This is a genomic window from Haloferula sp. (assembly GCF_049672945.1).
In the GTDB taxonomy this organism is placed as follows: domain Bacteria; phylum Verrucomicrobiota; class Verrucomicrobiia; order Verrucomicrobiales; family Akkermansiaceae; genus Haloferula.
Genome location: NZ_JBATWY010000065.1, coordinates 14,080 through 33,914 on the forward strand (window position 1 = coordinate 14,080; position 19,835 = coordinate 33,914).

General features: G+C 58.1%; 18 protein-coding genes. 12 read left to right on the forward strand and 6 right to left on the reverse strand.

The annotated features are described in order from the left end of the window. Position 1: 1 nt before the first annotated feature. Entirely contained in the window at positions 2–535 is a 534-nt protein-coding gene (hpt, locus tag WBG04_RS05635; RefSeq protein WP_424313401.1) for a hypoxanthine phosphoribosyltransferase, read from the reverse strand. Then, positions 535–879 carry a septum formation initiator family protein gene (locus tag WBG04_RS05640; RefSeq protein ID WP_424313402.1) on the reverse strand — a complete coding sequence of 115 codons (345 nt, stop codon included), beginning with the start codon at positions 877–879 and terminating at the stop codon, positions 535–537. The genes hpt and WBG04_RS05640 overlap by 1 nt, the downstream gene beginning before the upstream one ends. 170 nt (positions 880–1,049) lie before the next feature. Here WBG04_RS05640 and WBG04_RS05645 point away from each other — a divergent pair, with 170 nt between their 5' ends. Together WBG04_RS05645 and WBG04_RS05650 are read left to right on the forward strand one after the other, a co-directional pair. After that, positions 1,050–2,039: a malate dehydrogenase gene (locus WBG04_RS05645; protein ID WP_424313403.1), complete on the forward strand. Its 990-nt coding sequence runs from the start codon at positions 1,050–1,052 to the stop codon at positions 2,037–2,039. 81 nt (positions 2,040–2,120) lie between these two features. Further along, positions 2,121–2,903: a thiazole synthase gene (locus WBG04_RS05650; protein WP_424313404.1), complete on the forward strand. Its 783-nt coding sequence runs from the start codon at positions 2,121–2,123 to the stop codon at positions 2,901–2,903. Here the strand turns inward: WBG04_RS05650 and WBG04_RS05655 are convergent. Then, on the reverse strand, positions 2,897–4,792 hold the full coding sequence (locus WBG04_RS05655; protein ID WP_424313405.1) for an ABC transporter ATP-binding protein: 1,896 nt from the start codon (positions 4,790–4,792) through the stop codon (positions 2,897–2,899). The two genes, WBG04_RS05650 and WBG04_RS05655, sit on opposite strands and share 7 nt — an antisense overlap. Before the next feature lie 138 nt (positions 4,793–4,930). Here WBG04_RS05655 and WBG04_RS05660 point away from each other — a divergent pair, with 138 nt between their 5' ends. Then, positions 4,931–5,797: an FkbM family methyltransferase gene (locus WBG04_RS05660; RefSeq protein WP_424313406.1), complete on the forward strand. Its 867-nt coding sequence runs from the start codon at positions 4,931–4,933 to the stop codon at positions 5,795–5,797. 391 nt (positions 5,798–6,188) lie between these two features. Here the strand turns inward: WBG04_RS05660 and WBG04_RS05665 are convergent, their stop codons facing one another. After that, entirely contained in the window at positions 6,189–7,298 is a 1,110-nt protein-coding gene (locus tag WBG04_RS05665; protein ID WP_424313407.1) for a CgeB family protein, read from the reverse strand. On the opposite strand from WBG04_RS05665, the gene WBG04_RS05670 reads away from it, so the two are divergent. The 6 genes from WBG04_RS05670 to WBG04_RS05695 are packed head-to-tail and all read left to right on the forward strand — an operon-like array spanning position 7,288 to position 15,073. Next, complete coding sequence (locus WBG04_RS05670) at positions 7,288–8,841, forward strand: MBOAT family O-acyltransferase (RefSeq protein WP_424313408.1); 1,554 nt, start codon at positions 7,288–7,290, stop codon at positions 8,839–8,841. The two genes, WBG04_RS05665 and WBG04_RS05670, sit on opposite strands and share 11 nt — an antisense overlap. A gap of 21 nt (positions 8,842–8,862) precedes the next feature. After that, positions 8,863–10,113, forward strand: coding sequence for a hypothetical protein (locus tag WBG04_RS05675; RefSeq protein WP_424313409.1), 1,251 nt, complete (start codon positions 8,863–8,865; stop codon positions 10,111–10,113). Positions 10,114–10,140: 27 nt separating this feature from the next. Next, a complete protein-coding gene (locus WBG04_RS05680; protein ID WP_424313410.1) occupies positions 10,141–11,385 on the forward strand; it encodes a hypothetical protein in 1,245 nt (414 codons plus the stop codon). Positions 11,386–11,398: 13 nt separating this feature from the next. Further along, a complete protein-coding gene (locus WBG04_RS05685; RefSeq protein ID WP_424313411.1) occupies positions 11,399–12,616 on the forward strand; it encodes a hypothetical protein in 1,218 nt (405 codons plus the stop codon). A gap of 9 nt (positions 12,617–12,625) precedes the next feature. After that, entirely contained in the window at positions 12,626–14,155 is a 1,530-nt protein-coding gene (locus tag WBG04_RS05690) for an MBOAT family O-acyltransferase (protein WP_424313413.1), read from the forward strand. Positions 14,156–14,164: 9 nt separating this feature from the next. Next, positions 14,165–15,073 (forward strand): alpha-1,2-fucosyltransferase, encoded by a 909-nt coding sequence (locus tag WBG04_RS05695; protein WP_424313414.1) that lies wholly within the window; start codon positions 14,165–14,167, stop codon positions 15,071–15,073. Positions 15,074–15,234: 161 nt separating this feature from the next. On the opposite strand, the gene lexA is transcribed toward WBG04_RS05695, so the two are convergent. Both lexA and WBG04_RS05705 read right to left on the reverse strand, forming a co-directional pair. Continuing rightward, positions 15,235–15,852 carry a transcriptional repressor LexA gene (gene lexA / locus WBG04_RS05700; protein ID WP_424313415.1) on the reverse strand — a complete coding sequence of 206 codons (618 nt, stop codon included), beginning with the start codon at positions 15,850–15,852 and terminating at the stop codon, positions 15,235–15,237. A 72-nt stretch (positions 15,853–15,924) separates the two neighbouring features. Beyond that, positions 15,925–16,944, reverse strand: a complete 1,020-nt coding sequence (locus WBG04_RS05705; RefSeq protein WP_424313416.1) for an N-acetylmuramoyl-L-alanine amidase-like domain-containing protein — start codon at positions 16,942–16,944, stop codon at positions 15,925–15,927. Between the two features lie 119 nt (positions 16,945–17,063). Here WBG04_RS05705 and WBG04_RS05710 point away from each other — a divergent pair, with 119 nt between their 5' ends. The 3 genes from WBG04_RS05710 to WBG04_RS05720 form a co-directional block, all read left to right on the forward strand. Next, positions 17,064–17,483, forward strand: a complete 420-nt coding sequence (locus tag WBG04_RS05710; RefSeq protein ID WP_424313417.1) for a DUF5069 domain-containing protein — start codon at positions 17,064–17,066, stop codon at positions 17,481–17,483. 184 nt (positions 17,484–17,667) lie between these two features. After that, the gene (locus WBG04_RS05715; RefSeq protein WP_424313418.1) at positions 17,668–18,438 is read left to right on the forward strand and encodes a PEP-CTERM sorting domain-containing protein; all 771 of its coding nucleotides are present in this window, start codon (positions 17,668–17,670) and stop codon (positions 18,436–18,438) included. A gap of 140 nt (positions 18,439–18,578) precedes the next feature. Beyond that, positions 18,579–19,835 (forward strand): fumarate hydratase (locus WBG04_RS05720; RefSeq protein WP_424313419.1); only part of this gene is annotated, 1,257 nt, incomplete at its 3' end.

Sequence of the window (19,835 nt, forward strand, 5' to 3'; positions counted from 1 at the left end):
GCTAGATCGCCTCCTTCTTCAGCGTCCCAATGTAGGGCAAATTCCGGTAGCGGCCCATGTAGTCCAGCCCATAGCCGACCACGAACTCATCTCCAATGGCGAAACCGACGTAGTCCGCTTTGACCTCTTCGGCGAGTTCCTTGTCCTTCTTCAAGAGGACGCCGGTCTTCACTTCCGTCGCACCTTCTTCCATCAGCCGATCCACCACCGCTCTCAAAGTGCGGCCGGTATCCAGAATATCATCGAGCACCAAGACCTTGCGACCTTTCACATCGGGCAACTTGTGATCGAGGAAATCCACCTTGCCGCTGCTCTCCTTACCACCGTGATAACTGGCCACATTGAGACACTCGATTTCGAGCATGCGTGGAATCCGGCGCAATAAATCCGCTGCAAAGACGAAGGCTCCTTTGAGGAGCACCACCACCACCATCACCTCGCCTGGAAAATCCTTTCGGACTTCAAGAGCCATCCCGTCCAACCTCTTTTCAATGACGGCCTCCGCAATCAGCACCTGCTCGATATCAGCCTCCATCAGCGGTTCCTTTCAATTCGGTAAATGCTCTCCCCTTCCTTGTGCAAAGGAAGGCGGTCTCTGGCATGAATTTCGAGATACTCGGGATCCTCGCGCAATGCTTTGTATGCCGCCTGTTTGTCCTCCATCAGAGCCACCACCTCCCGCTCCTTCTGAAGCGCACGGGCAAACTCCATCTCTTTCTCATCCAGCTTACGCTTCTGAGGCAAGGCAGTCGCCACGGCGACCAAGCCGGCAGAAAGACCAAAGAGACACAAAATAAGCCCATTGAAGAACCGGATCGCCCGGGTCTGCGCTTGCAGACGGGTGACCTTGGAGCTGGCTTTTTTGCGGCGCTTCGACACTGAGAGAGCTCATTAACAAATCCGAAGGACTAGCGGAACGAAAAAATCCCGAAGATCCTCGAGCCTCGCAGATCGTCCGCAAGCCCGCGCATCCTTTGCGAACGGCACCGTCAGCCATTGACCCGCATGGTGAGAAGGTCTTAGGTCTCCCCCGTATTCAAGCATTCAACATGAAGGACCCCATCACAGTTTCAATCACCGGGGCAGCCGGCAACATCGGCTACGCCCTCCTTTTCCGTATCGCATCTGGTTCCGTATTTGGAGCCGATCAGCCGGTTCATTTGAATCTCATCGAAATCGAACCAGCCCTGCCGGCCCTCGAAGGCGTGGTCATGGAACTCGATGACTGTGCCTTCCCTCTGCTGAGCGGTATCACAGCGACCGCCGATCTCAACGAAGGCTTCAAGGACGCCGACTGGGCACTGCTTGTCGGCTCAGTGCCTCGCAAAGCCGGCATGGAGCGAAATGACCTCCTCACCATCAACGGCGGTATCTTCACCGGCCAGGGCAAGGCCATCGCCGCCAACGCCAAACCGAGCTGTCGCACACTCGTCGTCGGCAACCCCTGCAACACCAACTGCCTGATCGCGATGTCGAATGCCACAGGCCTGCCGAAGAACCAGTTCTTCGCCATGACCCGCCTCGACGAGAACCGCGCCAAGTCGCAGCTCGCGGAAAAAGCAGGCGTTCACTGCTCGCAAGTCACCAACCTTTGCATCTGGGGCAATCACTCCGCGACTCAGTATCCTGACTTCACCAACGCGAAAATCGACGGCAAGCCGGTCACCGAGGTCATCTCCGACCACGACTGGCTCAAGGGCGAGTTCATTGCGACCGTCCAGCAACGCGGTGCCGCGATCATCAAGGCCCGTGGCGCGTCCTCCGCAGCTTCCGCCGCCAATGCAGCACTCGACACGGTCGTCAGCCTGATCAATCCGACCCCCGAGGGTGACTGGCACTCGGTCGCCATCTGCTCGGATGGATCCTACGGCATCGCCGAAGGCCTGATCGCCTCCATGCCGATCAAGACCAACGCAGACGGTAGCTGGGAAGTCGTCCAAGGCTTACCTGTCGATGAATTCAGCCAAGGCAAGATCGACGCCACCATCGCCGAACTCGAAGGCGAGCGGGATGCCGTCAAAGACTTGATTCCTTCCTGAGTTTCTCGTTTCAGCTCTAAAAAGTGCCAAGTTCCCGAATTGGGGCTTGGCACTTTTCCTTTGGCACTTCGCACTTCACCCATGTCCGACCCGCTCGTCATCGCCGACCGTGAATTCTCGTCCCGCCTCTTCGTCGGCACCGGGAAATTCCCGTCGAATGAATTGATGCGCGATGCCCTCGAGGCCTCTGGCAGCCAGATTGTCACCGTCGCCCTGCGTCGCGCCGATCTCTCCGGCGGCAAGGATCCCTACGCCAACATCCTCGAGTTCATCGATCCTGAGAAATTCCTCATCCTGCCGAATACCAGCGGCGCAATGAATGCGGAAGAAGCCGTCCGACTCGCCAGACTTGCTGCCGCCGCCGGACTGCCCAAATGGGTGAAGCTCGAAATCCATCCGGATCCCACCTACCTCCTCCCCGATCCGATCGAGACGCTCAAAGCCGCTGAGATTTTGGTGAAGGAGGGCTTCACGGTGCTCCCCTACATCAACGCCGACCCTGTCCTCGCCAAGCGCCTTCAGGAAGTCGGCACCGCCACCGTCATGCCACTCGGTGCGCCGATCGGCAGCAACCGCGGCGTCGTCACCCGTGACCAGATCCGCATCATCATCGAACAAGCGACCGTCCCGGTCGTGGTCGACGCCGGACTTGGCGCACCAAGCCATGCCGCCGAAGCGATGGAACTCGGCGCCGACGCCGTCCTGATCAACACCGCCATCGCCATCGCCAGTGATCCGTCAAAAATGGCGGTTGCCTTCAAGAAAGGCATCGAGGCCGTACGTGAAGCCTACCTGTTAGGCCTGCCCGAAGAAAACGAAACGGCATCCGCCACCAGCCCGCTGACCAGCTTCCTCCATCAGTGACGCTGCTTGTTCAGCAGTGACTGGAACAAGGAATGGGAGGCAGCAAGTTCATCAAAGGTTCCATCTCCCACGATCTTACCACCATCGAACACCAGCACCCGATCCGCAATCCGGATACTGCTGAAGCGGTGAGCTACGATAAGCGTCGTACGACCTTTCGCCAATCCGGCGAGTTCATTCTGGATCTCGGCTTCGCTATTGGCATCGAGCGCGCCGGTGGCTTCATCGAGGATCAGAACCGGTGCATTCTTAAGAAAGGCCCGCGCGATCGAAATCCTTTGCCTCTGCCCTCCGGACAACTCGGCGCCACGTTCCCCGACCTGGGTATCGTAGCCCATTTCCTTTTTGAGGACGAAAGCGTCGGCACTGGCCTGCTTGGCCGCATTGATCACCTCATCGTCACTCGCATCCAGCCGCCCAAGCCGAATATTTTCCGCTACGGAACCTGAAAGCAGAATCGCCTCTTGCGGCACCAGCGTGATGTGATCACGAAGTTGCTTCACCCTCAAATCCCGGAGATCCACTCCATCAAGAGTCACGCTTCCTTCATTCGGATCGAAAAAGCGTGGCACCATGCTCGCAAAGGTGGTCTTACCGGCACCCGATGGCCCGACCAATGCCACGACCTGGCCGGCAGGAATCTCCACGGATATGCCATCAAGAGCGGGGGTCTTATCGTAGAAGAAACTCACATTGTCGAACTTCAGCGCGCCTTTGACGTCGGCAATTTCCACGGGATTCTCCGGGTCCTTGACCCCCTCTTCCGCCTTGAGGATGACTTCCAGACGATCGAGCGAAGCCTCACCCTGCTTCAGTCTGTTGTGAACTTCTCCCAGCTTCTTCGCCGGATCGTAGCACATGTAAAGAGCCACCACGACAGCGATGAAACGCTCGAGCGAGAGTCCCTTCGTCGCCCCATAGCCAAGGGCAATCGCCACCGCTGTGGCCGCGATCAGTTCGATCAGTGGTGGCGTGGAAAAGCGGTACTTGATCACCTTGAGGTGCAGCTTCGTCCAACGTTTGACCCCCTCGAGAAATCGCCCCGCCATCAGATCCTCCAGATTGAAGGCACGGATCTCTTTCGTCGCGCTCAAGGTCTCGGCCAGAATGCCCGAGTTATCACCACCTTCGCTCTGCATTCTTGCCGCCCGATACATCAGCTTCTTGCCAATCATTCGGATCGGCAGAACCACCACCGGGATACTGATCAGGCAAATGATCAAAAAGGTGGTCTCGGAGTTTTCGACACTGTCGTAGACGAGGTAACCACGCGCGACGAACAAGGTGAAAGGCTGCTTGAGAAGATCATTCGAAACACTCGTGATCATCGTCTGCAGCATCACCGTATCGTTGATCACCCGACTGATCAGATCTCCGGTCTTGCGCCCGCTGAAGAAGCCCAGGGGAAGCTTCTGGAGCTTCTCGAAGACCGACTGCTGAATCTTAAGCAAGACATGCAATCCAGCACCGGTGACCCAGTAGACATTGAGAAATCCCGCCAAGCCACGGATCAAGGCCACCAAGGGAATCACCGCACAAGCCACGAACAAAATCGCTTTCGGTGCTCTTTCCTCTCCCCACTTTTCGACAAAGTAGCCGCGGATCACATCCGGATTGCCGAGATTGCTCATCTTGGCGCGGATCCCGGCGATCGCTCCCGTCACTTCTTCCTCAGTCGCCGAGGTCTGATCGTCGACACCGGCTGACTCCTCAACAAGCTCCTCGGTGGGTGCTTTCTCGGATTCAAAGATAATCGGGAACACCGTCTTGATCATCAGCGGCATGCCGAAACCACTCGCCATGGCGTAGATGATTCCCGCCACAATTCCGGCCGCGAACCTTCCTCGAGCGCCGCTCAACAGGGAAAAATAGGGCCAGAACTTCTTCATCGTTAAGACGGCATCCTCCCCGTCCCACCGACCTACCGCAAGCCTGATCCCAGACCACATTCTGCTCCACGGAAAAGGGCCACCATCCGGGTTCCGCACGCTTGCCAAGCTCCGGACACCTGCCCAAGGTTCCCTTCCATGGCCGCCACGCCCGAAGCAAAGAAAAACACCTGGTTGCTCGATCACGCCAAAGACGTCCACTCCCAGTGTGGCGAGGACGGCATCATCGGCAAAGCCCTCGAGATGCTCCCTGAGCGGGACCATTGGTGCGTTGAATTCGGGGCATGGGACGGCCGCCACATGTCCAACACCTGCCACCTGATCGAGGATCACGACTACCACGCGGTGTTCATCGAAGGCAACCCCGACAAGGTCGAGGTTCTGAAGAAAAACTTCGGCCACAACAAGAAGGTCCACCCCATGTGCCGCTTCGTCGGCTGGAAGGGTGACGAGACCCTGGACAAGATCCTCGCTGAAACCGAAATCCCGAAGAACTTCGATTTCCTCTCCATCGATATCGACGGCAATGACTGGCACGTGTGGCATGCCGTGGACGAATACCGTCCGAAGATCGTGATCGTTGAATTCAACCCGACGATGGCGAACGAGCTCGACTACGTGCAACCTCCCGAGTTCTCGACCCAGATCGGTTGCAGCCTCAAGGCCCTCGAACGGCTCGGGAAAGCGAAGGGCTATGAACTCATCTGCGTCACCGCCTGGAATGGCATCTTCGTCGACGCGAAGTACTATGACGCCTTCGAAATTCAAGACAACCGCTGTGAAACCCTGCGCCTGGAAACCGACAAGGTGACTCACATGTTCTCCGGCTACGACGGTCGCATCCGCATGACCGGCTACCAGAAGCTGCCGTGGATCAACATGCCAATCCTCGAGCAAGCCGTTCAGGTGATTCCAAGATTCCTGCAAAACTATCCCGATCAGATGGGCCCGATTCGCCGCAACCTGCTGGGCCTCTGCCGCGCGATTGCGAAGTGGCGGAAGTAGGATTGGTGATTTTTCGTTAGGAAATCACTTGCCTCAATTTCCACCCCATCGAGGTCATCCATGCTTCCAGCCCGATCGGGGTCATTCATAATTCCGACCCCATCGGGGCCATTCATGCTTCCAGCCCGATCGGGGGATTCATCGTTCCGACCCCATCGAGGTCATTCATGTTAGCCGTGGACTTCAGTCCACGGAAACCTGATCAGAGTATCTCGCGTCGCGTAGCGACGCTTCAAGCCCCTGGCTGTCATCGCTTTCATTGGCCATTTTTCGACCCAAAGACGCCAGACGATTTGAAGCGCCGATACGCGGCGCATTCTCTCTCCATTCTTCACCGTGGACTTAAGTCCACGGCTACCATCGATCGTCCCGCTGGGACGGCGTGGAGCCCTCAGCCGCCGCCTTTCGCCAAATCCGCCAGCATCCGCTGCGCACGGTGCTTGAAGGTATGCTCCGCCAGCACTCGCGCGCGACCCGCCTCGGCGACCGCATTGACGCGCTCCGGATTCCCGACCAGTTCGTCTACAATCCCGGCAAGCGCATCGACATTTTCATAGACGAGGATTTCTTTCCCCGCCTCGAAACATCGTGGCAGATCCTCGACCGCGGGATAAAGCCCGACGCCACCACAGCACGGTGCTTCAAAGGCCCGCAGATTCATCCCCCGTTCGGTGTTACCCGGCTGGAGCAGATTCAGGCTGGCGATATGCCCCGCATAAAGCTTCGCCAGACTGCCTGAGGAAAGACGCCGCCCCCTCCATGGACGCAGCCAATCCCCGCAACCCGGCCCATAGACTTCCAGTGGTAGCCCTTTCTCGCGGATCTGATCAAAAAACGCGCGGCGATGAGGACTGCACTTGCCGGCAAATACGATCGACTGCTTGCGCTCGCCCTTCGACACCAGCGGATAGCGCTCCGGATTAACGGCCAGCGGCAGGTAGTCGAATGAATGGCCCCCATGGTCATAAAAAGACTCCAAGGCCGTCACACAACCGCTGTCGAAATAGTAGACCCGGTGAAAGCACGCTACCAAGTTCTTGGGCGGCGCATTCAGGTTGTCACACAACCAGCCAACCCACTTCGCATTTTTTACCACCCCAACCCAACGCTCGAAAGCAGCGGCCGGCAATCCCGCTTTATTCTGAACCACGATCAAATCCGGCGCGAAGGCCTCAAGCTCCGTCCGGATGCGTTCGATCACCCGAGGATTGTCCAGTTCGCGCAAGCCCTCGCGCTTCTGCAGCCAGCGTTCCTCTCCCGTCTCCGCCTGAATGCTCACCGCCCGCACCTCCGCACCCACCTGATCAAAACCGCTGCGCAAGTCCTCGAACCAGGTCAGGATGCTGCGCCCCTTGCCCAATATCACCACCCGCGGCTGATTCTTCCCCGTCACTTGCGCGGCAGTAAAGCCAGCCCGGCTCGAGTACGCAACCCCTCTTGACCGTCCTATCCCTTTGGTGCTGAATCCCCGGGCCTTCGGGGACGTCGAGATGATTTTCAATTCCTATACCTATCTCCTGCTTTTCCTGCCGATCGCGCTCCTCGGCTTCTCCATCGCCGCCCGCGTCAAACTCCGCGCCGGCTTCACCTGGCTCGTCCTCTGCAGCCTCTTCTATTACGGCTGGTGGAATCCCGACCCCAATCAGCCGTGGCGCCCTTGGTATGTCCTTCTGATCCTCGGCTCGTGCGTCGGCAATTTCCTCTCGGGAGAATACATCGCGCGACACCGAGAGACCAAGCACGGCAAGTGGGTCCTCGTCGCCGGCATCGTCCTCAACCTGCTGCTGCTCGGATACTTCAAATACACCGGCTTCGTCGCGAATATCCTGCAGCATTTCACCGGCTGGCCGACCACCATTCCCAACGTCGTCCTCGCCCTCGGCATCTCCTTCTTCACCTTCCAGCAGATCGCCTACCTTGTCGATGCCTGGCGCGGCGAAACCGAGGAATATCATTTCACCGACTACATGCTGTTCGTCTCCTTCTGGCCACAGCTCATTGCCGGACCGATCGTCCACCACAAGGAGATGATCCCGCAGTTCAAGCGGGAGACTTGGAAGAACCATCGCTGGGTCGATGCCTCCGCCGGACTCAGCATTCTCCTGATCGGCCTCTTCAAGAAAGTGGTCATCGCCGACAACGCGGCACCCATAGCGAGTTCGATCTTCAATCTTGCCGCGGCGTCCGACGGCCGCGATCCAACCATGGTCGAAGCCTGGGCCGGGGCGATCGCCTACGCGGTCCAGATCTACTTCGATTTCTCCGGCTACACCGACATGGCGATCGGTTCCGCCCGCCTGTTTGGAATCCGTCTGCCACTCAATTTCCATTCCCCCTACAAGGCCACCTCGATCATCGACTTCTGGCGGCGCTGGCACATCACCCTCTCACGTTTCCTGCGCGACTACCTCTACATCCCGCTCGGCGGAAATCGCAAGGGCAAGTCCCGCCGCTACATCAACCTCCTCATCACCATGATCCTCGGAGGTTTCTGGCACGGAGCGGGCATCACCTATCTCCTCTGGGGCCTGCTTCACGGACTCTACCTCTGCGCCAACAACGCCTGGATCTCTTTCCGCAAGAAGCACAATATTTCACCACTACCGAAGCCCGTTGCCATCGGCCTCACCTTCATCTTCGTGGTGATCGCCTGGGTTCCGTTCCGCGCCGGGACCTTCGAACTCGGCTCCGCCGGCTCGGCTGCGAAGGCCTTCGAAACCACCCGCACCATGTTCGCCTCGATGTTCGGCTTCAATGGCTTCACCATCTGGCCGGATCGCAGCGGCTACGTGGTCAAGGACTCGCACGCCATGCGCGCCTGCCTCGTCATGGTCTTCTGCTGGATCCTGCCGAACACCCAGCAGTTCATGCGCCGCTATCAGCCGGCCATCGATCCCTCGAAATTCGAAGACTACGAGCTCGGACCGCGCCGCTGGTGGCAATGGAGACCCACCACTCCCTGGTTCATTTTCAACCTGCTGATGATGTGCGTCACCATTCATCAATTCGATAAACTCAGCGAGTTCATCTACTTCCAATTCTAAGCCCGGAATCCACCCGCTCTCATGAAACCTGTTCCACGCTCATTCCGACGGCATGCCCTGGGGCTGTTTGGTACGTTCGCTGGAGTCATGCTGGTGTTTACCCTGGTGAACACCTGGATCAACCCCATCTGGGTCACTCCCGCTCCTTGGACCAACGACGAGTTTGCCGAGCACCGCCAGATCTACCGCAACCTTCGTACCGCCAAGGCAGGCATGGCGCGTTCGGTTCCTTGGGAAGTCGCCATGCTCGGATCATCCCGCGTCGCCATCGGACTCGATCCCGACATCCCGCAGTGGGGCGACACCAAGGTCGTCAACCTCGGCATGAGCGCTGCCAGCATCAACGAGAACGCGGCGATGCTCGCCTTCCTCATCGACAACAACCCCGAGCTTAAGGAAGTCATCCTCGGTCTCGACCTGACCGACCTCACCTCCGAGGACGACCTGTCCCGAGGAGCCGGCTTCTATGAATCGCCACTCAATGAAAATGGCGACGCCTTCGAGCGCGAGCTCCGGTACCATGTCGGGTTCTCGACCGCAGAAGCCTCCTACAAGACCGTCAAGGCACGCGCGAGCGGCTTCATTCCGCCCTACACCACCAAGGGCCACTGGGCCCATCATCGCTCCGTTGATCCGGTGCGCCTGATTCTCGAACGTGATTCCGTGCCTTTCGCTGTCCGTTATGTCCGGAAACGGAAGCTCGAACTGGCACTCAGCGACAGCAAGGTCGCCTCCTTCCGCAAGGCGGTTCGCAGCTGTCTGGAGAACAACATCAAGCTGCGCCTCTTCATCCCTCCCAACCACGCCGTTTATCTCAGTGTCTTCCCCTTCGACAATGATCCGGACCCCTTCTTCATGCTCGATCGGAGGACCATCGTCGATCTCGTCGCCGAAGAGCAGAAGAATTTCCCGAACGCGCCTGAAGTCGTCATCTGGGATTTCAACGATTTTCACCCATTGAACTGTGAACCCATTCCCGAGAACCCGGAAACGCCCGCGAAGTACTGGGTTGATGGTACTCACTCCCTCGAAACCCTCGGCAACGTGATCCTTTCACGCATCAATGACTGGCCGCTCGACGACCCGGTGGAGGCGAGCTATGGCCAGATCCTCACCCCTGAAAACATCGACCAGAGGGAGGAAATCATTCGCAAGAGTTACGAGAAGTATCAGATTGATCATCCTGAGGACTGGCAGTTCACGAAGAACATCATGAAGGAGTTCTCGCCCACCGATGCCGAGCCTGTCGAAACCTTTGAGCCCTCACCCTAGGTTCCTTCAAGGCACCTTTTCCTTTCCTTGAGCAAGCGCCGCCACAAGCCACGCGACTACCGTTCCGCACGCAACGCAGCGCGGCGTCACGCTCTCGGTCTCGGCGGCACCTTTGGCTTCCTGATGCTGCTCTTTGTCACGCTCTCCACCCACATCAATCCCCTCTGGCTGACACCTACGGCATGGACCGATTCATCCTACGCCGACTACAAGCCGGTCCACAAATTCCCCCGCAATGGCAAGACGGGCCTGATCCGCAGCTTCGACTGGGACACTGTGCTGCTCGGTTCGTCGCGCGTCGACATTGCCTTTGACCCCCTGCTCCCTGAGTGGGACGGCAAACGCGTCGCCAACCTCGCTCTGCGCGGAGGCACGCTCAACGAACATCTGGCGATGCTCGAGTATGCCTCGGAGAACGAGCAACTCGAACTGGCAATCATCGGCGTGGACCTCACCGATCTCACCAACCCGGTCACCATTCCTCCAGGTGCCGGCTTTGAAGAATCGCCACTCAGCGACACGGGCGATGCCTTCGAGAAAGAACTCCGCTACCGTTGCGGATATTCCTTCTTCGAAATGAGCGTCAAGACGCTCAACTACAAGATCCGAGACCGACTCTCCGCTTACACACCCGAAGGCCATTGGCTACGCCAGCTCGACAAACGCCCGCTGCGCGCGGTGCTCCAATACGTTTCCTTCATGTGGTCGGACCGCTACATCACCCAGCGCAAGAAATCCATCGAGATCAATCCCGCCAAGGTTGAGGCGTTGCGTTCCATCATCCAACTCTGCCAGAAAAAGAACATCCGGCTGATCCTCTGCATCCCACCTAACCACGCGGCTTTCCTTTCGGTCTTCCGACTCAAGCATGATCCCGACCCCGGCTTCCGCATCGACCGTGAAGTGATCTGCCAAGTGGTCGCTGAAGAAAACGCCAAGGGCTCCGGAGCACCGGTCGAACTCTGGGACTTCAACGATTTCCATCCCTACAACTGCGAAGCTCTGCCGCCGATCGACGATCCCCGGAAACCCTCAGAGTATTGGGCAGACGGCACCCACGCCCTTCCTTCTCTCGGGAAAATCATGCTCGCCCGCATGCTCGACTGGCCACTCGAAGATCCCGCGCATGCCAGCTACGGTCGAAAGTTGGAATCTGGCGATGTCGAAGCGAGGCTCGATGAGATCACCGCCGGTTACGAACGCTACCAAAACGATCACCCTGACGACCACCAGTGGGTGATCGACCACATGGACTTGTGGGAGAAGAACTGACATGCCTCCTGACATGCGATTGATCTCCCGACTGTCCATGCGCCGCTACATCCGTGGCTTTGTCATCATCGTGGGCATCTCGCTGGTTGTCTCCCTCCTCACCAATCTCGTGGTCAACCCCTGGCGGATCACACCCAGCCCGCTGTCATCCGAAGCCTTTGATGCCTACCGTGACCTTGGTTCCCAGAATCGCACCGGAAAGTGTGGACTCATCCGTTCGGCACCGACGATCGGAGTCGCCCTGATCGGCTCGTCCCGCGTAGCGAACAGCCTCGATCCCAAGCTGTCGGCTTGGGGGCGGGACGACGTCTATAACCTCGGCGCCAACGCCTGCTACATTTACGAAAGTGAGGCATTCTTCCGCTACCTCATCGAAGTTCAGGATCCAGAACTGGTAATCATCGGCATCGACCCGGGCGATCTCAGCTCGGACTTCGATACCCGCATCATCTTCGACTACCAGGGTTCGCCACTTGGTCCGGAGAAGGGAAAAATCGACCGCGAGATCCGATACCTCGTTGGCATCTCCACCCTCGAGGCCTCATTCGAAACGATCAAGAGACGATTCTCCGACGAAAAACCCCAATTCGACACACAAGGCCTGCGACGTCATCGGCCTGAGCGAAGAATCAGCCAGCGAGACTTCCTCGCCATGGCAATCAAGGGCGAGACGCAGTTCGAGGCTCCGCAAAGTGCCGGCGCGGTCGCCACCCTGCGTGAAGACAAGCGAGAGCTGCTTGAGGGCATCGTTCGCACTTGCCACCAGCGAGGGATCCGACTGGTTCTTCTGATCCACCCGCAGCACGCCCTTGCCCACACGCGTTCCGGCGAGGAACCGATGCTTCCCTTCGAGAGCGAGCGCCGTGAAGTCACCTCACTGGTCGACCGCATCAACCGCGAAAACCCCGACGCCATCCCGGCGGAAGTCTGGGACTTCGGCGATTACCATCCGATCAACTGCGAGCCACTTCCGACCGACGACGGCCGCATGGAGAGGTGGGATGACTTCAACCACTACACTCTCGAAGTGGGCAACCTGATCCTTGCACGCATCATGGGATGGCCGATCGAACTCGAGGGCGGTGAGGACTACGGCCTGAGGCTCACGCCGGAGAACTTCGACGGCTGGGTCGATCAATCGAAACAGGGATTCCGCCGCTACACCGATGGCACGGGAAAGGCCGACATCGAGTGGGCTCAGAGTCTTGGCAACGAGGAAGGACCCGATTGACGCAAGGAGATGCTATTCAACTCTTACATCTACCTGCTTCTCTTCCTGCCGATCGCACTGATCGGTTTTCAGCTGCTGCGCCACGCGCCCTTCCGGGTCAGTGTTTCGTTTCTGGTCCTCGCCAGCCTTTTCTACTACGGCTGGTGGGATTGGAAAAACCTGTGGATCATTGGAGCCTCCTGCGGCTTCAACTTCTTCTGCGGTCGCTACATCGCCGGCCACCGGGGAACCCGGGCCGGCAAAGCCGTTCTCGTGACCGGCATTGTCGCCAACCTCGGCATCCTCGCTTTCTACAAATACGCCGGACTGATTGCCAAATCGATCGAAGCGATCACCGAGGCAGGCCTCCCTGCTCCGACCATCATCCTCCCCCTCGGCATCTCTTTCTTCACCTTCCAGCAGGTCGCTTATCTGATCGATGCCTGGCGCGGTGAGACCGAAGAGTATCACTTCAGCGACTACCTGCTGTTCGTCACCTTCTTTCCCCAGCTCATTGCCGGCCCGATCGTGCATCACAAGGAGATGCTGCCTCAGTTTCAGAGGCAATCGGGACGCGGTCTGTGCGCCACCGACCTGTCGATCGGCACCACCATCCTCATCATTGGCTTGTTCAAAAAGGTCGTCCTCGCCGACTACCTCTCTCGAACGGCAACCCCTCTCTTCGACCTCGCTGCGAGTGGCGACCGACACCTGACCATCGGCGAAGCCTGGGCCGCCACGCTTTCCTACACGCTGCAGATCTATTTCGACTTCTCGGGCTACTCCGACATGGCGATCGGCTCGGCACGCCTTTTCGGCATCCGCCTGCCGCTCAACTTCCACTCCCCCTACAAGGCGACTTCGATCATCGACTTCTGGCGGCGCTGGCACATCACCCTCTCGCGCTTTCTTCGTGACTACCTCTACATTCCACTTGGTGGAAATCGCAAGGGACCAGCCCGCCGCTATGTCAACCTGATGACCACCATGCTCCTTGGTGGTCTCTGGCATGGCGCCGGCTGGACCTTCATCCTGTGGGGTGGATTGCACGGATTCTACCTCTGTGTGAACCACGCCTGGCATTGGCTCGGCCGGAAATGCCGCCTCCCTTCCATCCCTCGACCGATTGCCGTCTTCATCACCTTCCTCGCCGTCGCCATTGCCTGGATTCCCTTCCGAGCCGGCAATTATGAAGCTCTCGCCAGCGGATCAATGGACGATGCCATGCGTGCGACCCGCACCATTCTCGCTTCGATGTTCGGATTGAACGGCTTCGACTTCTGGTCCTCCGCCGGCATGGTGATCACCCCGCAGACTCGCGCTCTTCGACCCATCGTCCTCGGACTCCTCCTGGTCTGGTTCATGCCGAACACCCAACAATTCATGCGGCGCTATTTCCCCGCCCTCGGCATGAAAAACCTACCCGATGCCGAACTCGGACCACGTCGCTTCTGGCAGTGGCGCCCCACCTACCTGTTTCTCGCCTTTGTTCTCATCCTTCTCTACGCCGTTGGCCGCGACTTCGATCGGATCGGCGAATTCATTTACTTCCAATTCTGATTATCCACGATGCCTGTAGTAGCTCGAATCTGGGGTGGCCTGGGAAACCAGATGTTTGCCTATGCCTTCGCCCGCGCCCTCTCGCTCCGCAACAATGACGAACTCATCCTCGATACCCGCTTGGGCTTTGAAGGTGATCCTTATGGACGTGTCTACTGTCTTGATAAATATCAGATCGATTTCCCCGAAGCCAGCAGCCTCGACACCCGGCCAGGCCAGATCGGCAGCCTGACACGTCGTCTCAAGAAAGCGGTGAACCGGAGCCGCGATCTCTCAACGGCGACCTACGTCGAAGAGCCCAAGGACCCTGCATTCATGCCGGAAATCGCCCGGATGGATACGCGTTCCCGGCGCGTCCTCTTCAAAGGCTACTGGCAGAGCCCCCGATACTTCGAGGACTTCGCGGATCAGATTCGCAAGGATTTCACGGTCGTGGCGCCGCTCGACGAGAACACGCGGAGGATTCAGGAGGCCATGTCAAGGTGCGATGCCATCGGCCTGCACGCGCGGAGACTGCATCAGGTCCATGCCGGGCAGGAAGCCTCCGGCCCGAAAGCTGGCGTCAAACAGATCTCACTCGACTACTACAAGACCGCCGTCGCCAAAATGGTGGAAGGCTTGGCCAATCCCCACCTCTTTTGCTTCGGCGACGCCAAGGACTGGCTGCGTGAGAACCTCGATTTCGACCTCCCGATGACCATCGTCGAAGGTCGCGATGGTGACGAATGGGCCTATCAGGACATCCACTTGATCAGCCAGTGCCAGCGTTTCGCCATCGCCAACAGCTCATTCAGCTGGTGGGGAGCATGGCTGAGCAAGGCACCCGATAAACAAATCTACTATCCCCGGCCTGGTTCGTGGTCGTGGTTTTGGAATCGGGACATCATCCCTGACGGTTGGACCTCAATCGATTGCTGATCTCGGGGGTAAAGACGAGCCACCAGACCAGCTTCAAGGCGATGCTGCTCAGCTGTATTCCCTGTCAATCTTCCCTGTCAATCGATGGCCTAATACCGGCAACGATGTCGGGCGGGCCAAAGACAAGTCGCTGGCGACTCCACCATCCATGAAGGTCGCGCTCAACCTGCTCCTTTCCTAAGCAGGCCAATCATGACTCCCTGGATCACCAATTCCCGCGCGGGAATCAAATCGGGGAAGTCATCATTCTCCGCTTGAAGGTAAGGCTTGCGGCTTTGGAAAACGTAGCGCTTCAGAGTGGTTTCACCATCGATCAAGGCGGCGACGATGTCACCCCTGCGAGGTTCCTTGAATTCAAGAATGACCGTATCCCCACTGCAAATGTGCGCATTGATCATCGAGTCGCCGCGAACTTTCAACGCGAAGGTTCTCGCCGTCGGCCGGACTCCGAGTGAGGCGATATCGATCGACAGACATCCCTCCTTCTCGGGTGGGGCATCCTGCGCCATACCTGCGGCGATTTCACCGTAGATCGGAATATCGACCACTTCCTCGCGGTCGAGATCCTCGGCGAGGATCACCGCACGCGCTTTCCCCGGCAGTCTCTGGATCACCCCTTTTCGCTCCAGCGCCCTGAGGTGACTCATCGCCGCCGTTTGGCTGGCGAATCCGAAGGAGTCCTGAATTTCGCGGGTCGAAGGCATGACCCCCCGAATCCGCTGCGATTCCTTGAGATAATCAAAGATTTCCTGTTGTCTCTGGGTCAGTGGTTCATTCATGGTATCTCGAACAGTGTTCGGAAGAACAAACCATCTCTCCTCGCGGACGACAAGCGGAATCTTTCCGATGTTTTAGCGACCGACCACACCGCGCTGCCACATCGGTGAGGGTGGCAGGTCTTTTGGCCGACAAACCGCGATTCCCGCATGTTTTGAGGAGCCATTCAGGTAGTCCGTAATCGGCCGGTCAATGATGGTCATCCGGCCCTTGTCCCGGTCTGAGGTGGCATGCGTGAAGTAGGCCCGCCCTCTCAATTTCACGATCAGCCCAACATGGGAAGTGTATCCGAATTTCCAATTGGTGGTGATCGCACAGATGTCGCCATCCTGAAGGTAGGACTCCACGGCCCGCACTTTTGATTTGGGAATATGGTAAACCGGCAACTTCGAAACCTGGGCCTCGATCTTTCCAATCTGTGGGACCAGCGCAGGATTATTACGGAGGTAGCGGTAGCTCTTCCACTGAACGGTCATCTCGCGGATCTCCCGCTGCAAGCGCACGGCACCCGGCAGCCGCGGCGTGATGTTTGTCGCGAGGCCCCGCTTCTCATTGTCATAAAAGACCTCCTCCAAATGATGCATCCGACTGAGATACCCTCCGGTGCAGCGACCGCCACGATAGCGTTCGATTTCGACCATATGAAGCATGTCCGCCGGCTTGTAGGGTGCCGGCTTGTAGCGAAGCATCCGCGCAAAGGCCAAGGCGTTCTCGTAGTAGGTCCAACAGTCCATGCCGGTGAAATTGACGACCGGGTTCTCGATGTGGTCGTCGACCTCAAGGGTATAATTCACATAGGGAACCCCGACCATCTCCCGCGCCGCCCTGATCGTTCGCTGTCCCAAGGGGAGCCGACGCCAATTCTCGCGTTCCGCCTTGGCCACCAGTGCGTAAAACTTCGACTCACCCTTGAAGACCGTCGAAAGCGGAAGCCGCAACGGCGAGGGTGGCGTGACCGAATGCATCCCGGCGGTCGATACGGGAATAAGCTCAGTGCGGGTATTTCCATCGAACTGCGGTTCAGAACCAGCCGGGCCACAAGCCACCAAAGCGATCACCCCGATGATTCCCAGAAGACCAATACCGCTTGTCATGAGGCTCACCTTACTCGGATCGGGTTCGAATGAAAGCCGCCATTCCCCTTCGGTTCCGAAATCCAAGAGCTCCCAGTTTGGCGTTGTCGACCGACGGACGCTTACCCCAGATTGCCCCCATGAGCTCCCGCTATCCCTGCAGCCCTCGGACCGAAATCGATGGATTGATCTACTTCCCACGCCTTTGCGACAAGATCCGCCTGCAACGAGACGGACAGCTCAGCGAAGACTATCACGCCAATCTCGGCGGCGGCATGGATCTCTGGACGTGTCAGTTTCTCGGGGTCGGATACGAGCCTTTGGCAGATTTGGTCAAAGGAGGGGCGAGCGACGCCGAGGCCTTGGCATGGTGCCGGGAGACGGGCCTTGATCGCCCTGACTACGAAATTGCCTGGTGGAATGCCTACATGAAGACCCGGGGTTTTCGAGACGACCTGAGCGAGCGCCTCGCCACACGCATCGAGGAGTCCGGCTTCAAGGATCGGGAAGGCATCTTGACCTTCTTCGATTACATCGACGCCGACGAAGGGCGGTTTTGAGGGCGGTCTAGAGCTTCAATTCCCTTCTCCTCACCCATTCCCTGCCGCCTCAGGCTTGGGGCTGATCGAAGGCACCGGGCGAAATTGAGGAAATTCTTGCAATTTTACCCAAATTTTGTGAATATCTCGGAAGTCCAAAGTATTTCACCCCACCGACTTTGGCTGACACCCCGCCCATCTCCCGATGAAGAACCCCATCGCACCCCTCCTTGGCAGCATCTTTCTCGCCTCTGCGCTGTCGCTTTCAGCACAGACCTTCACCGAGGATATCTCGGGGACGCCTGCTAACAACACCTTCGAACGGGTCGACGGCTTGACCGTTGGCAACATCCTCTTCAACAACACCGAAGGAGGAGGCATTCCCGACCCCTTCGAGATCGATCCAGTGGGTGCCACGATTACCGAGGTAACCACCGCCACCGGAACCTTTACTGCATTCGACATCTGCGCCGAGATGTTCGTCGGCCCCAACGACAGTTCCAGTTATCAAGTGACCCAAGGCTTCGGATCGCTGAACGCAGGCCAGCAGGTGCTGGTAGCGAAGCTTTTCTCGAATACCCTGGTGGATTTCTTCGTAGCGAGGGACGGAGGCGATCGAACCGAAGCGGCCATCATCGGTGCCGCACTTCAAATGGCTTTCTGGGAAATCGTCGAAGACCCAACGTTCAACTCGACTCCGAGCCTGGACGAGAATTCCCCCAATGCCGGCAATATTTCCATCAGTGGTTACACCGCCAGCTACTCGGGTGATACCCAAGCCGCCATGATCCGGGCACAAACCTATCTGGACCAGCTGGATACCTGGACCGACAACGGCGGATTGACCTATTTTTATGCGGATAATGCAACCGAACAGGACCGCTTGTGGGTGACCTTCGAGGCGATCCCTGAGCCCTCGACGGCGCTCTTGGCGATGCTTGGAATGATCACATTGCTTCGCCGCAAACGCGCCTAGGTCGAAATTTCAAAATCTTTTGAACCCGTCCGCCCGAGTGGCCGACGGGTTTTTTGTGGCTGCCATGCGAATCGAATCAACTTGTGCCCGTTTCCACTCATCCGCTGGACCAGGCTGAGCGCTGAGCCTAGGCTTTGCCCATGTCCGCGAAGCCATTCCATTATCAGGATCCCTTCCCTCTCTCCTCCGACCCCACCGAGTATGTCAAAATCAGCTCGGACTATGTCTCTGCGTCTGAGTTCGAGAGTAAGCCCATTCTCAAGATCGACCCCGCCGCCCTGACCCTGCTTGCCAACGAGGCCTTCAAGGCGATCAACTTCTCGCTTCGCACCTCCCACATCAAACAGGTTGCCGCCATTCTGGATGATCCCGATGCAACCGAAAACGACCGAATGGTCGCACTGATGCTGTTGAAGAACGCTGAGATCGCAGCCCACGGTATCCTTCCCAACTGTCAGGATACGGGAACCGCGATCGTCATGGGAAAAAAAGGGCAGCAAGTTTGGACCGACGGGAACGACGCCGAAGACATCGCCCGCGGCGTTCACAAAACCTACACCGAAGAGAATCTTCGTTACTCGCAGGTCGCTCCTCTGAACATGTGGGATGAAGTCAATACCCGCACCAATCTTCCTGCCCAGATCGAACTCTATGCGGAGCCCGGCGACGCCTATAAATTTCTCTTCATCAGCAAAGGCGGCGGTTCTGCCAACAAGTCCTTCCTCTATCAGGAGACCAAGGCTTTGCTCAATCCTGCCAGCCTGTTGAAGTTCTGTCAGGAGAAGCTCCTCACTCTGGGAACCTCGGCCTGCCCGCCGTATCACCTCGCTCTCGTCATTGGAGGCACCTCCGCCGAGGCTTGCCTCAAGACTGTCAAGATGGCCTCCACCCGCTACCTCGACGAACTCCCGACCGAGGGCAACGAACACGGTCAGGCGTTCCGTGATCTCGAGTTCGAAAAGAAGCTTCTCGAAGTGGCCCGCAACACGGGCATTGGTGCCCAATTCGGTGGGAACTTCTTCGCGCTCGACGCCCGGGTGATCCGCTTGCCACGACATGGTGCCTCGTGCCCGGTCGGTCTCGCCGTATCCTGCTCGGCTGACCGTCAGGCCAAAGCCAAGATCACCAGGGACGGCATCTTCCTCGAAAAACTCGAGACCAACCCCGGACAGTTCATCCCGGAAAAATACCGGGATTGGAAATTCAGTGGCGTCAATATCGATCTCGACCTAGGCATGGAAGCCACGCTGGCCACGCTTTCAAAGTACCCGGTCACCACCGCCCTCGCTCTCACCGGCACCATCATCGTCGCCCGGGATGCCGCGCACGCGAAGCTCAAGGAACGGCTCGAAGAAACCGGCGAACTTCCCGACTACATCAAAAAGTATCCCGTCTAC